The following is a 14,191-nucleotide window of genomic DNA, read 5'->3' on the forward strand; positions in this document are numbered from 1 at the left end:
GAAGGCGGCCCCCGCCCAGCGCCCCTCCCGCCTTCCACGTAGCAAACTGCCCCGCTTCGGGGGATGGGCTCCTACAGCCCGCACCCCCGTGTGGCGGAACGCCGCATCGCCGCATGTGAGGTAGAAACAGGGAGCGCGCGCGGTCCTCTCGGCGTCCGACCCGCCCTGACCTGGCGATCGCCGCGCTCCCCGCTCCCGCGACGCCGCAAAGTTCCGCGGCGGGCGGGCTCATCTCGTCTCCCAGGGAACACCGATTGCAGACGGCAACGAACGACAAGCGGTGGACGACAGACGGCAGGCGCTCATCGGCAATCGACGCTCAATGAACGACAAACGGCAAACGCGGGAAGCGAGCAAACACCGAGTCGATGAGCGCAGACGCCGTGGGGCGTGAAGGAGAGCGATCGTCAAGGCGCTGGAGTCCTGACATGCCGACGCACTGTCGCCCCAGGTCGAGCCAGGGCTCGACGGGTTGGAGGACACGGCGACATCGCACAGCGACGCGTTGCCCAGCTCGCGCGCGATGCGCATGGCCGAGGAGACGCCCGGAGCGCCGGGCCGCCTCCTCACGAGGAGTTTTCACGATCATGAAGATGACACATGTTCTGGGTGCAGTGTTCGCTGTGACGCTCGCCGCCTGCACGGCGGCATCCGAGGATGCCGAGATCGCGGATGCGGAAGAGACCGGGGCCGCCGAGGGCGCGCTCGCGGCGAGCGACGTGGCGGCAGTACCGGCGTATGTCGATCACGAGAACCGCTTCACCCTCGCGCGGCCCGGCGCCATGTGCGGGGGCATCGCCGGCTTCCGCTGCGCGGCGGGCCTATATTGCGACTTCGCCCCCGCGGCGAACTGCGGCGCGTACGACCGGAGCGGCACGTGCGAGCTCATGCCCGACGCGTGCCCGCAGGACTACGATCCGGTGTGCGGCTGCGATGGCCGCACGTACAGCAACGCCTGCGTCGCGGCCACGGCCGGCGTCTCGGTGAGGAGCGCGGGGGAGTGCGGCCCCACGATCGTGGGGATCGGCGAGAGCTGCGGCGGCTTCACCCTGGGCGGGCCGCGTGTGTGCGGCGAGGGGCTCTACTGCAAGTACGCGCCTTCCGCGATCTGCGGGCGCGCCGACGCGTCCGGCAGCTGCGCGGAGATGCCCGATGTTTGCACGAAGGAGCTCGCGCCCGTGTGCGGCTGTGACGGCCAGACGTACGCCAACGCTTGCACGGCGGCCGCGAGCGGCACCTCCGTCGACGCGCGGGGCGCGTGCGCGGACGCGCCGATCGAGTGAGCGAGATCGCCGCGCCGCTCCGCGGCTGCTCGAGCGCGAGGAGCGCGAGCGGCGCGGCGCGCGTTCACGGCTGCTGCTTCTCGACGGATTGCACGTCGAGCTGGATGAACTGACCGACGTACGGCTCGGGCGCCGGGGGGATGCCGTCCACGACCAGATGCTTGAAGTTGGCGATGCTGGTGTGATTCGGATCCTCGCCCTTGAAGGACACCTTGGATCCGCCCCGGATCGGAATGGTCTTCGTGTGGTCGATCTTGAACGTGTCGTGCCCCACGGTGGGGCTATCGTTGAGCCAGTAGACCTCGGCCGGGTCGGAGACAGAGATGCTGTAGCGGTTGTACGTCGCGTTGTCGGGTGTACCGCCCACGCGGAAGTGCATGCCGTCGGGCGTGCCGCCCTTGTAGGTCTCCGGCTCGACGACGCCGCGGAGCCGGACGGTCACCAGATAGACCGTGTCGGGCGAGCCGCCGAACGTCTTGGTCTCGTCGACCAGCGCCGAACACGCACACTCGTCGCTGTTGCCCGGGTCCTGGTCGCACGGCATCTCCCAGCGGAAGCCGTCGATGCTGTCGGCCGCGGCGAGCAGGTTTTCTTCTTGGCCGCCGCTGCCGCCGGCCCCGCCGCCGCTGCCGCCGGCCCCGCCGCCGCCGCCCGCACTGCTGGAGCTCGCGCTGCTGGAGGCGCTCGTGCTGGCGGCCGTCGAGGCTCCCCCGCCCGACCCCCCAGCGCCGGTCGTGCTGGCGCTGGCCTGGTCATCCGCAGGCGGGTCGGAGTCGGAGCCGCAGGCAAGAAGGACCATCATCGCAGGAACCACGAACAGAGAGATTCTCATTTTACACCAGTCCGGCGAGGGTGCCGGCAGTTGAGGCCGGGGACGCGAAACGCCGTTGCCTTGGTATCGCGGCTCGTTCGCGTGGCCATGTCAGGTTCGTGAGCGGCCCGGTGCACTACCGGACGAAGCCAAAGGAGGATGTGCGGTCGCCAATGTGAGCGGTCACATGCCGAGCGTCAATTCCAATCGACCGACCCGAGGGGTTCCTCGATCGTGCGGGGGCGAGACAGAAGACACGGTCCAGCGCTCGCGGTAGGATGCCATGGCGCCCGCGGGCGCCGCGCTCCGCGGCACCGCCTTTATGCCTTGCAGCGAGGTCGAACGTGAGATCCTGGATCTCTGCCCGTCACATCCTGTGCGTCCTCCTGCTCGCGCCGCTCGCCCTCGGGATGGGTATCAGCGAGCAGCAGTTCCTGTGCGAAAACGCGGCTGCGCACCTCGAGGAGTGCTGTCCGTCGTTCTCTGCGACTCCCGCGCTCTGTGAGCAGAACGTCAGCTGTAACGGGAACGAGGAGCTGTGGCTCACGGCCGACGAGAGCCGGTGCATCCAGGAGAGGGAGTGCGGCGACCTCGTCGCGAGCGACGTCTGCGAGCAGGCCGCCACACGCATGAAGCTCGCCTCGGGGGGGAGCACAGGCGCCGCGCGCCCGGTGGTGTGCCGATGAGGCGGCGTATCCGCTCGTCGAGGCGACGATGGGGCGTCGCGGCCGCGCTCTCCGGGCTCCTCGCCCCCGCCCTCGCCAGCGCGCAGGAGCCGCCGCCTCCTCCGGGGCCGCCCGCTCCGGCGCCCCTCCCCTCGCCGCCACCCGGCGCCTACGCTTGGGCTCCGCAGGGACCGCTGCCCGAGGAGCCCGCACCCGAGTCCTCCCGACCCGAGCTCCCGGAGGGGTGGAGGCGCGGCTTCGGCGCCAAGCTCCACGCCGGCGGCTCGTGGCAAAGCTTCTATTCCCTCGCCATCTATGGAGCGAGCTTCGGTGCCGCCGCCGGGGGCACGCTCGATCACGTCGCGCTCTGGGGAGGGCTCGAGGGCTTCGTCGGCGTCACCGAGTTCGGCCTCCCCGCGCGCATGATCCGCCCGAGCTTCGAGGTGGAGACCCACCTCGGCGATTTCCGGCTCGGTGGAGGCGCTGGCCTGCTCCTGCTCGCGGTGGCCCGCGCGACGTCGACGTCATCCATGACCTCCACGGCCTTCGGGCTCAGCGCGCACCTGAGCTACGACCTCCTCACCGTCGATCGGCACGCGCTCTACCTCGCGGGTCGAATGAACGTCGATCTCGCCTCGGCGATCCTCTGGGGGCCCTCGGGATCCCTGGGCTTTCGCTACTGATTCCACCCACCGGGAGTCCGGCCAGGGATCCGGAGAGCGGCTTCGCGACCCGCTCCATGGGCGAGCGAGAACCTGGCTCGCCGACTTAGAACCTGCGCTGCGTGAAGAGCTCGATCGGAACCGTGGCCCCGGTCGAGACGACACGGGCGCTCGCAGCGAAGCGGTAGCTGCTGCCGCCTGCGCCCTGCGAGACGATGAACCCAGGAGCGTCGCAGATGGCCAGCCCGCCGGCTTCGACCCACGAACCGCGCTTGGTCTGCTTGGCGCCTTCAGCGACCCACTTGGTCCCCGACTTCTTGTAGACCTGCAGGTACATGACACTGTCATTGCAGGCGGCAGGGGTGTTCGGGCCGGCCCACGTGACCGTCGTCAGGTCGCCGTCGAAGCTGGTCCTGTTGAGATCCGTGATGTACGCCTTGTAGCACCCCGGTGCGCTGTAGGTCGCGGGCGTGATGAGGTCGCCGATCCTCCCGGAGACCGCGGCATCCGCCTCGACGGTGGCACAGGCGGCTTCGCCGAGGGCCTGGGCGTCGCTCGCGGTAGCTTCGTCCTCGCTGGCGTCGTCCTCGCTGGCCACCTCGCCCACGCAGGCCGAAGTCAGCATGAGGGTCCCAGTGGCCGCCAGGAGCGCAGCAGTCCGCAGCACGAGAGACGTCGAAAGAAAGCTGAAGAGATTGGTCGATCGCATTGGATGATTCCTTGTCGTTTCCCGGCGCCCACTCGGGCGACGGACCGGTCGATCGTCAATGCGGCGCTGCACGTGCGTCGTGTCAGCCGCATTCACGTGCTGTGATCTACACATTGTTGGGACGGCCTTCCCTGAGCGGACCCTGACCAGTCCATGACCTCTCTCGTTCGTGAAGCAACGCTGCAGGTATCGCGTGAGGACGGCCTTTACGAGTTCCAGCCGCCCGTGCTATAATCGCCCTATAACCCCACTTCGCATGAGCTCCTCGCGGCTCCCCCCTGGCACGCTTCGGTTCGGTCCGTACGAAGCCGACGAAAGAAAATTCGAGCTACGTCGGCGTGGCGCGGTGGTGCCGGTCCAGCGGCAGGTGCTCGAGATCATCTTGTTTCTGGCGCGAAGCGGCGACCGACTCGTGACGCGCGACGAGCTGATCGCCGGTCCCTGGCGAGGCACCGTGGTCAGCGACGCGGCGCTGGATCGCGGCATCATGCTCGCTCGCCGTGTGCTGGCCGAGGGCACGGACGAGAATTTCATCGTCACGGTGCGCGGCAAAGGTTTCCGGTTCGCGGAGACCGTGCATGCCGTACCGGAGCCGGAAGAGGCGCCTGGCCTTCCCGAAGCGACAGCGGGTCTTCCCGCGCGAGCCCTCGTCGGCCGTGAGCAAGAGCTCGCGTGCTTGATGCGAGCGCTGGCGGCGGCGCGAGCGGGCGAAGGCGCGGTCGTGGTGGTGACCGGGGGCCCCGGCATCGGCAAGAGCCATCTGGTCGAGGCGTTCGCACGTCAGGCGGAAGCCTCTGGCGCACAGCTGGCCTGGGGTCGCGCGTGGGAAGGAGGCGGGGCACCGGCGTTCTGGCCGTGGATCGAGGTCGTGCGATCGTTCCTCTCGCTCTCACGATCGAGGCCAGTCGACGAGGTCGTTCGAGACGCTGCCCACGATCTGGCGGCGCTCTTGCCCGATCTTTCGGCGCGATTGGGGGCGACGCCGGCTGACCTGGAGCCCACCGCGGAGACCGCCCGGACACGCTTTCGAATCTTCGATTCGATCGCTCGATTCCTGATGCACGCCGCGGGCGCCTGGCCGCTCGTCGCCGTCATCGAGGACGTGCACCTCGCGGACGACTCCTCGATCCTGATGCTCGAGTTCCTGCGCCGCGCGATCGGCGCTTCACGCCTGCTCGTCGTCGCCACGTGCCGAGATATCGAGATCGATGACCGCGCCTCCGTCCAGTCGCTTTTGAGCGGTTCGTCGGCTCGCCTCGAGCGCATAGAGCTCTCGGGGCTCTCGTTGCCCGACGTTCACGCGCTCCTCCAGGTGCTCGCGCCGGACGATGTCTCCTCGATGGGCGCCGAGGCCATCCACCGCGCGACCGAGGGTCACCCTCTCCTGATTCACGAGCTGGTTCGAGCCGGCTCGGCCCGGGCCTTCGAGGCCGAAGGCGAGCTCCCCGCGCTTCATCCCCTGCGCGTCCCCGCGCGGCTCGGCAGCACCGTTCGCGAGCGATTCGGTCGGCTGCCCCCGAGCACCCGGGAGGTGCTGGCCACGGCTGCCGTGATCGGCCGCGATTTTGGTTGGCCTCTCGTCGCCCAGGTCAACGGTCTCGCGGAGCGCGACGGCATCGCCGCCCTCGAACCCGCCCTCGTCGGCCGCATCGTCGAGGACGTGCGGGCTTCGCCTGGGCACTACAAGTTCACGCACGCCGTTCTCCGGGATGTCGTCTATCAGGATCTTCCTCCCACCGTCCGGGCTGACCTTCATGCGAGAGTGGCCGCTTGCCTCGAGCGGCAGGGCAGCCACGAAAACCTCGTCGTCACGCAGCTCGCCCATCATTTCTCGGCAGCCGTGCCGCACATCGGAGGTGAGAAGGCGATTCGCTACGGTGTCGAGGCCGCCCGGCAGGCGCGACAGCTCTTCGCCTATGAGCTCGCTGTCGAGCACTACCGCCGGGTGCTCGGTCTACTCGATCTGACCGCGAGCGATGCGCCAGCACGCCACGCGGCCCTGCGCGGCCTGGCAGAGGTCCAGGCGCTCTCGGCACAGCCGACACAGGCCCTCGGCACCTTCAATCAGCTCATGAGAGCCTGTCTGGCGGCCCTGGACCACGAGGGCTTTGCCGCCGCCGTCCTCGGCGCCTTCGAGCTTGTGCGAGACGTCGCCATCGTCCAACCAGAATTCCACGCTCAGGTGCGTGAAGCTCTCGAGTGCGTGCCGGGTGACGGTCCCCTGCGCGCGCGCCTGCTCGCGGTCCAGGCCTTCATCAGCTACTTCACGGAGTCGGTGGAGACGAGGCTCTCGATGGCCGAGCGAGCCATCGCGATGGCTCGCCGTTGTGAGGACGAGCGGACGCTCCAGGACGTCTTACGATTCTCGCATTTATCCGACTTCCAGCCGGAGCACTGTCGCAAGGCGATTGAACGTGCGGAGGAGATGGTGGCCCTCGCCCAGAGGCTCGGCGATCCGCTGGCCCGCCTCGATGGCAAGCTCTGGCTTGCGGCTCATTCCCTCCAGCTCGGCGAGGGGGGTCGCTTCGCTCGTGAAGCGGCAGAGCACGCCCAGCTCGCGGCGCGGCTCCGGCATCCGGTCCACCTGTGGCACGTCGGGCTGCTGCGTTGTACGAGCCTGTTTCAAGAAGGGCGGCTGTCCGAGGCCGAGGCCTTGCTGCGCGCGCGGTTCGATCTCGGTGTCACGGCGGTCGGGCAGACGGCGGCCGAGTGGCGGTTCGGTGGGCACCTGATCACCCTGGCATGGCACATGAGCGTCGATGAACGGCGAAGCAGGATGCAGGAGGTGCAAGCCATCTTCGAGCGCATCTTGACCGAGGTTCCCACGTTCGTCGTCGGGAAGCTCGCGTGGATGTGCGCTCGCTTCGAGCTCGGTCAACGAGAGCAGGTGCGGAGGGACCTCGAGGGGGTCACGCGCGATCTGCGGCATTTCCCCGAAGACGCGCACCTCTTGCTCTGCTTCGTTTTCCTGACCGAGCTCGCCGTGGCGCTCGGAAACGTGGACTGCGCGCGCGCCGTGTACGACCGGCTGCATCCTCATGGCGACGGCCATGTCAGCGTTTCTTCACTCTACTGGGGGCCGGTCGCCTTTCACCTTGGCCGCCTCGCCGAGGTGGGTGGCGACCACCCCCGCGCCCGCGAGCACTACGACCACGCGCTTGTCGAGAGCGAGCGCGCTGAGTCGCGCCCCTGGCAGCTGCAGGTGCAGCGTGCCCACGCGCGGCTCCTGAGCAAGAGCCCGGCGAAGGACGACCTGGACCGGGACGCGAGGGGACTCCGGAGCGCCGGCGACGACCGTGGCGGGCTCGTCTTGCCGTTCCCTCGGCAAGGCAAAGGCAAGAGACGGTGAACACCCTGGTGCTCGAGGGCCGCGAAGGTCTCGTGCGGACCGTGGTGAAGCCGCGCTCGAAGCGCTGACCCGCGCGACCAGGGTCGACCTCGGGCGCCGCGGCGCTACGGCTCTCCGCCGCCGATGCTCCCCTCGCTGTGCCGGTGCACCCGCGCCCGCCGCTCCCGGTTCCGCACCACCTTCGCCGCGCGGCTCGCCATGAGCTCCGGCGACGGCTTGCGCCCCAGGTGCGGCTCCTGCTCCGCGTGGTGCTCGTCGAACGACCCCGGCTCGCTGCCGAGCTCGAAGATCGCGACCTCCCGCTGGCCCCGCTCGCCGAGGCGCAACGGCATCACCGCCGCGCCGATCCCCGCCCCGACGTAGACCGCCCCCTGGCCAGGCTCCGCCCGCTTGCGCGTGCCATAGAGCCCGTGAATGTACCGGTGCCCCGCGATCTTGCCGATCGAGAGCTCGTTCAGGCGCGCGACCGTCACCTGGCCCGCGTGCGTGTGGCCCGACAGCACCAGCGGGATTCCATGGCGCCAGAGCCCGTCCGCCTCCTCGGCGATGTGCGAGAGGCCCAGCGTCGGCAGGTCGCGCCGGATCCCCTTCACCGCCTTCTCGAGCGACGCGTGGCCCGTATACGCGTCGTCGAGCCCCACCACCTGGAGCCGCTCATGGCCCAGCGTGATCACCGTGCTTGCGTTGCAGAGCACCGCAGCGCCGCCCCGCTCGAGCGCGCGCTTCACCGCGTCGGCGCCCGACCAGTGATCGTGATTCCCGAGCACCGCGATCACCGGCGCCTCGAAGCCGCGCACCACCTCTTCCAGCTGATCGAGGTAGAGCTGGCTGTGACACACGAAATCGCCCGTGAGCACGACAAGATCGGGCCGCTGCAGGTTCGTCAGCGCGACGGCCGCGTGCTGCACCCGGACGGACGTCACGCGACCGACGTGCTGATCCGTCAGGTGGGCAATCCGGAGCGACGACACCTGATCGAGGTAGGCCGCCGGCCCCGCAAACCGCCGGAGCCGAATCCCCATGGTCGGGTCCGCTCCCTCAGACGCTGGCACCCCCCCGGAGGCGCCAGCGCCTCGCGTGAAGAGCCTCCGCCACCGCTCCCTCGCAGGTACTGCGCTGCTCACGATGGCCGAGTGTACGGGTGAGGCTGAGTGGCCGCCACCTTTTCTTTCGTCGAAGACGCCTTGACACCTCGATTTAGCGGAGCGCAGCAATTGGTCGACGTACGCACGTGAGCGTCGTGAGCGTCGCCATCCGCCAGGCCATACGCGGGACAGCGCCGATCTTGGAAAACTCCGCGCTCGTGCGACTCAGGCATCCATCATCGCGCCTGAGCTCGTCGGATCAGGTCGCGATCGATGGATGCCAGGGTAGGACAGCCGGCGAGCGCCATGGCGATCGAGAGCTCATCGCGCAACCCCGCGAGCACGCGCGCGACGCCCTCGCCGCCGAGCGCGGCGAGTCCCCACAGGACTGGGCGTCCGACCAGCACCGCGCGGGCGCCGAGCGCGATCGCCTTCAGCACGTCGGTACCCCACCGGATACCGCCGTCCATCAGCACCTGGCACCTCCCGGCGACCGCATCGGCGATCGCCGGGAGGACCTCGATCGTCGCGGGGGCGCCGTCGAGCTGCCGCGCGCCGTGGTTGGAGACGACGACGCCGGCCGCGCCCGCGTCGAGCGCGCGGACCGCGTCGTCCGGCCTGACGATGCCCTTGAGCAGGAGTGGGAGCTTCGTGAGCGAGGAGAGCCACCCGACGTCGCGCCACGTCAGCGAGGCGTCATGTCGCGAGGCCACGTAGGACGCGAGAAGAGAGCCCCGCTCCTCGGCCGGCGCGCCCGCCGCGGCGTCGACGAGGTTCGCCATCACGAGCCCCTCGGGCAGCGCGAAGCCGTTGCGCACGTCCGCTATCCGGCGGCCGAGGACCGGTGTGTCGACGGTCAGCATCAGCGCCCGGTAGCCGGAGGCCTCGGCCCGCTCGATGAGGGCGCGCGTGAGGCCGCGATCCTTGTGGACGTAGAGCTGGAACCACTTCGGCCCTGGAGACGCGTCCGCGACCGCCTCGAGGCTCGTCGTCGAGAGGGTGGAGAGCGTGAAGATGGTGCCGAGCTCGGAGGCCGCCCGCGAGGAGGCGATCTCGCCGTCGGGGTGCGCGAGGCGCTGATAAGCGGTCGGCGCCACGAGGATGGGGAACGGCACCCTCGTGCCGAGCACCGTCGTGCTCATATCCCGCTCGGCCACGTCGACGAGGACGCGGTAATGGATCTCGAGGCGGCGGAAGGCGCGCCGGTTCTCGCGGAGCGTGCGGCCCTCATCGGCGCCTGATCGGTAGTAGTCATAGGCCATCTTCGACAGCCGGGCGCGCGCTGCGCGCTCGAAGTCGTCGATGGTGAGCAGCGACGGGGCGGGGCGAGGGTCTTGCACGGTGTTCTCCTGGAGATCCCGGCGGCGCGTCCGCCCGCAGGGGCGGCCATCCTACCAGCTGGCCCCGTGACGAGCCGGGCTGGCGAGCGCGCGCCTCGCAGCCCGGGCGCGGTCGCGGCGCCCGGGGGAGCTCGGCCGGCGCCGCGCGAAGGGCGCGGCCACCGCTGGGCCGACATGCGGCCGATCTCGAGCAGAGGGCGTAGGCCTCGGTCTCAGTCGCAGGCGGCGAACTGCCCGCTCGCGGGCTGGTTTCCGGCCTTGAGCTCCAGCATCGCTTCCACGGTGGAGCCGTTGATGTCGGTGGCGCGGACGTGGTACGGCGCATTCCCCATATTTCCATCGCCGACGACGAAATAGTTGTACGACTGCCGCGTGGCCGTCTGCCACGTGCCGTTGATCTGCACCTCCAGCTTCTCGATGGGGTGCGCGTGCCCCTCGACGAGGATCTCGTTCCAGTACTTGTTGCTCGCGTCCTTGAGGCGGAAGGAGACGGCGCTCGTCGTCGGACAGGGGATGTACCGCCAGGAGATCTTCCCCGCCGCGCCGCCGTGGGTGGTCCCCAGATACCCCTCTCGCTCTTCGCCGATCTGGAGAAAGGCGTTCTTGCTGAGATCGATGTGGCCCGCCGTGCACTTCGGGTTCGTGGCGATCGGGCACTGGTCCACGACCATGGCCTGCACCTTGCGCCCGTTGTCCCGGGAGACCTCGACGCACGCGCCGCACATCCCCGCCGCGTTGTAGTCGGCGGTGTTCATGGCGGCGAAGTACTGGCCTCCGCCGAACGGGACGTGTCCGACGACATCCGGGTTGCGCCCGACGATCGGGTAGCTGCAGTTCACCTCGGTCGAGCCCATGTCGAGCGTGTAGAAGGTGATGGATCCGTTCGCGTACTCCGCGGGATAGTCGCAGCTCACCGGCTCGCTGCCCGTTCCCGTCGAGGTGGTCGCGCCGGTGCTCGTGGCGCTGGCCTCGCCACCGCCGCTCGTCGAGGAGGTGGAGCCGGTCGTCGTGGAGCTGCCCGGACCAGCGCCCGCGCCCGTCGTGACGCCGTCCCCGCCCCCTGCCCCTGCGCCGGTGCCGGCGCTGGCGCTGGCGCCGACCGCGCCCGCGCCCCCCGGCCCGCCGGCGGCGGACGAGGCGCTCTCCGCGCTGCCAGCATCACCGCCGCCGCCATCGCTGCAGCCAGCGACGCCGAGCGCGATCAGCGACACGAGCGGCCATGAAATGCCCCTGGGCATATAACCTAGCTTCATCTCGACTCCTTAAGATTTACGATAGGAATGGATTCGCGAATCCACGCGATTGGCTTATCACGGCCCAGCGGCGCGCTGCTCGATGAAGGTGCCGGCCGCCGTCGTGTACGCGATCCACAGCGAGCCGCCGCGATCCGCCTCGATCGCCACGTGCTTGAACGACTTGCCCTCCACCGCGACGCAGCGCGCTTGAAACCGCCCTTCACCGTCGAGCTGCCCGAGCTCGAGCGCGTGGCGCGCCCCGGGCTCGCGCGAGACCGGCCGGACCCGGGCCACGTGGATCGGCGAGACGCCCTGCGTGGCCGCGATCGGCGCGGGGCTGAGCCCGTTCGGGTAGAGCGACCAGACCGCGGGCATGTCGTCGCGCGGCGCCTCGTCGACGCGGATCGCCGCCATGCCGAACGCCGACATGTCCTTCGCCGCCGGAAGGAGCACGTACGCAGGCCCGGCGGCGCCGATGGCGAGCGCGCCGCCCATCCGCGATTCCCCCGCGTCGCCGACGAAGACGACCGCGTCAGGGCCGAGCTCGAGCTTGCCTTCCGCCGTGAGCCCCAGCGTGCGGGCGTGCACAGGCGTCAGCGCCGAGCGCGCGTCGACGTACATCGCCAGCGCGCCTCCCTTCCAGGGCGACAGCGCGACGAAAGTGGCGCCGCTGCCCTCCTCGGAGAGCGGCACAGCGGCCCCGTCGTCGAGCACCGCGAAGGCCTGCGTCACGGCGCCCTCGCTCGTCTTCCGATCCGAGAGAAAGGCGAGCAGCGTGTGCCCTCCGGGCAGCGCGACGGCGGAGATCCCCGTGCCGCGGCGCCCGGCGCCGATGGGCGGCCCCTCGCCGCCGCCGAGCGGGGTCCTCCGGATCGTGCCGCCGTGATCCATGCAGTACACGAACCGAGAGGCCACCGCGCACGCCGGCCACGAGGCGCGCTCTGGATCGCCGCTGCCATCCCCGGCGTCAGGCGCGGGCTCCGCGGGCGGAGAGCTGGGCGCCGTGAGCGCGCCGAACGACGGCGCGACGTGCTGCGCCACGCCGTCGCGGTTGAAGATCACCCGGAAGTCCGCGCGCTCCGCCTCGTCGGGAGACCAGAGCAGCGCCGGCCCGCGGAGCGAGAGCGAGAGCGGCCCTCGGCGCAGCTTGCAGCCTGCGCCCAGCGCGGCGGCGTCCGGCGCGGCGGCGTCCAGAGCTGCCGCGTCTGGCGCTGCCGCATCTGCCACTGCTGCGTCCGGTGCCGCTGCGTCCGCCCCCCCCGCGTCGAGCGACGGCGCGCTCGGGGCGCTGGCCGCGCTCGCGGTGGGCGCCACGGAGGGCGCCTGCGCCACAACACCCCCGTCGGGCGCCGGCCCGGCGCCCGGCGTACCCGAGCCGTCACGGCAGGCGGCCAGCGCCGCCAACACGACCACGCACGCGCGCAGGGGGGGATAGCTCACCACCGCAGCCCGACGCCGAGCAGGGCCAGCATGTTCCCCGAACGCATGCGAAAGCTATCGGGCGAACGCCGTGTAGCGTCAACCCGGGAAGCATCGCCGGATGCCGTGACGTCGAGCGCTTCGCACCGAGTCGAGAGCCAGGGCTCGACGAGGGAGGCCCAGAGAACACAGCACCGCTTTCCGCTCGGCAGTCTCTGTGCCTATCCGGTGCAACCTGCCTGAACCGTCAGGGCACCTGGCGAAGAAGATTGAACCATCAGGGCGCCAAGGACGCGAGAGAAACGGAGAGATCTCCGCCTCATGGCATCCTTCGGCGCCTCGACACCTGATCATGCCCGCGGCCCATCGAACGAAGGGGAAGTCTACGCGAAGGGTGAAGGCTGTTTTCTCGCCACCTCTGGCGAGTCGGTCGCGCGAACGAGAGGTGCGCTATGCCTGAAGATGTGCCACTACTCGCACCGCCGGTACACCCCGCTGCGGGCAGCATCTCCGGAGAGACCCTTGCTTGACCGGCACCGCTCAGCTGGGGTCGTCGAGCACCTCGGCGAGCGACGCGGCGACGACGGCCCGCTCAAGCCACCGTTCCAGAGTTTCCGGATTCTTCTCGGCCAGGATGCGCTCCCGCGCCACATCCGGCACGGCGATGCCTCGAGCCCGGAGCGCGATCAGCACAGCACGCGCCGCCTCCTCGGCCCGGCCCTCCTTCCGCTCCTCGGCCCGGAGATTCCTCTCATAATCCTCGAACCACGCCCGGATCTCTGCGCTCACATCGTCCTCCTCGTCGATCGCCGGCTCCTGTCTTCCGAGCCGGAAGTGTACCAGCAACGGCTTGGCGATGCTCTTCTCCCAGGCATCGTCCGGCAGCGCCGCCAGATCCCCCAGCGCCTCGCGCAGGAGACGGCCCGAGCCGAGCAGCCGCAGGAGCAGCGTCGCACGCGTCCGGGGCAGTTCGGCGAGCACCACGACGCGCATCGCCAGGCCTGGCACGGCGTGGTAGACGCCTGGCTGCGCCGGCTCGCAGCGGTACGCGTCGAGCACCGTCTCAGGGCGCCCCGGGCCGATGACGACCAGCGCAGGGAAGTCCACCCCCGGCTGCGATGGCGCGTCGACGTCCTCGTCCGGCGCGATGGATCCGGCCGCAGAGCGGGCGCGGCGCTCGAGTTCGTGGTGCCACGTGAGCTGCTTGCGCAAGCACTGCCGGATCAGACGAAGGCTCGGCGTGCGGTGAAACGGCTCGAACAGGCTCGGCTCCGCCGAGAGCTCGCCGAGCAGGCCCATGCCGGCGCGCTCGGCGTGCCGCGCTGGATCAGGCACGCTGTAGACATCGATTTTCTGTGTCGCTGCCAGGACCTCCACCTCGGTCTCCGCCGCCGAGACGAGGCTCAGCCCGTCTCGCAGCAAGTTCTTGGAGAACTGGTCGGAGCGGTTATGCATCGGCGCACGACTCTAATCCATGCAGACAGCATGAACCACCAGGAATCGACACGGAGAGACGAATTGAAAGCTCCAAAAATCACAACAAACAGCGAGTGATAAACGTAACGTTTCACCGAACAACAAACACTTACGGACATGAGGAGCCAATTGTGCGAAAATCATCCTCGATCGCCGC

The 14,191-nt window shown here is 69.7% G+C and carries 11 protein-coding genes; 4 read left to right on the forward strand and 7 right to left on the reverse strand.

What is annotated here, in order from left to right; all coding sequences use genetic code 11:
• The first annotated feature begins 587 nt into the window (after positions 1-587).
• The gene (locus tag WME79_RS42135) at positions 588-1,283 is read left to right on the forward strand and encodes a Kazal-type serine protease inhibitor domain-containing protein (RefSeq protein WP_437526946.1); all 696 of its coding nucleotides are present in this window, start codon (positions 588-590) and stop codon (positions 1,281-1,283) included.
• A 64-nt stretch (positions 1,284-1,347) separates the two neighbouring features.
• On the opposite strand, the gene WME79_RS42140 is transcribed toward WME79_RS42135, so the two are convergent.
• The gene (locus WME79_RS42140; protein WP_437526949.1) at positions 1,348-2,085 is read right to left on the reverse strand and encodes a hypothetical protein; all 738 of its coding nucleotides are present in this window, start codon (positions 2,083-2,085) and stop codon (positions 1,348-1,350) included.
• 353 nt (positions 2,086-2,438) lie between these two features.
• Between WME79_RS42140 and WME79_RS42145 the strand changes: the two genes are divergently transcribed.
• Together WME79_RS42145 and WME79_RS42150 are read left to right on the forward strand one after the other, a co-directional pair.
• Positions 2,439-2,780 carry a hypothetical protein gene (locus WME79_RS42145; protein ID WP_437526952.1) on the forward strand — a complete coding sequence of 114 codons (342 nt, stop codon included), beginning with the start codon at positions 2,439-2,441 and terminating at the stop codon, positions 2,778-2,780.
• Positions 2,777-3,442 (forward strand): hypothetical protein, encoded by a 666-nt coding sequence (locus WME79_RS42150; protein ID WP_437526955.1) that lies wholly within the window; start codon positions 2,777-2,779, stop codon positions 3,440-3,442. Before WME79_RS42145 ends, WME79_RS42150 begins: the two co-directional genes overlap by 4 nt.
• Before the next feature lie 85 nt (positions 3,443-3,527).
• Here WME79_RS42150 and WME79_RS42155 read toward each other — a convergent pair whose 3' ends face one another.
• A complete protein-coding gene (locus WME79_RS42155) occupies positions 3,528-4,130 on the reverse strand; it encodes a hypothetical protein (RefSeq protein ID WP_437526958.1) in 603 nt (200 codons plus the stop codon).
• A 256-nt stretch (positions 4,131-4,386) separates the two neighbouring features.
• Between WME79_RS42155 and WME79_RS42160 the strand changes: the two genes are divergently transcribed.
• Entirely contained in the window at positions 4,387-7,479 is a 3,093-nt protein-coding gene (locus WME79_RS42160) for an ATP-binding protein (protein WP_437526961.1), read from the forward strand.
• A gap of 104 nt (positions 7,480-7,583) precedes the next feature.
• On the opposite strand, the gene WME79_RS42165 is transcribed toward WME79_RS42160, so the two are convergent.
• From WME79_RS42165 to WME79_RS42185, 5 genes are all read right to left on the reverse strand, one after another.
• Positions 7,584-8,501 carry a metallophosphoesterase gene (locus WME79_RS42165; protein WP_437526963.1) on the reverse strand — a complete coding sequence of 306 codons (918 nt, stop codon included), beginning with the start codon at positions 8,499-8,501 and terminating at the stop codon, positions 7,584-7,586.
• Positions 8,502-8,800: 299 nt separating this feature from the next.
• Positions 8,801-9,904 (reverse strand): alpha-hydroxy acid oxidase, encoded by a 1,104-nt coding sequence (locus tag WME79_RS42170; protein WP_437526966.1) that lies wholly within the window; start codon positions 9,902-9,904, stop codon positions 8,801-8,803.
• Between the two features lie 212 nt (positions 9,905-10,116).
• The gene (locus WME79_RS42175) at positions 10,117-11,157 is read right to left on the reverse strand and encodes an expansin EXLX1 family cellulose-binding protein (protein WP_437526969.1); all 1,041 of its coding nucleotides are present in this window, start codon (positions 11,155-11,157) and stop codon (positions 10,117-10,119) included.
• A 57-nt stretch (positions 11,158-11,214) separates the two neighbouring features.
• Positions 11,215-12,579, reverse strand: coding sequence for a hypothetical protein (locus WME79_RS42180; RefSeq protein WP_437526972.1), 1,365 nt, complete (start codon positions 12,577-12,579; stop codon positions 11,215-11,217).
• A gap of 519 nt (positions 12,580-13,098) precedes the next feature.
• Positions 13,099-14,013, reverse strand: coding sequence for a hypothetical protein (locus WME79_RS42185; protein ID WP_437526974.1), 915 nt, complete (start codon positions 14,011-14,013; stop codon positions 13,099-13,101).
• Positions 14,014-14,191 lie beyond the last annotated feature (178 nt).

Source organism: Sorangium sp. So ce726 (genome assembly GCF_051521405.1).
Classification (GTDB): domain Bacteria; phylum Myxococcota_A; class Polyangia; order Polyangiales; family Polyangiaceae; genus Sorangium.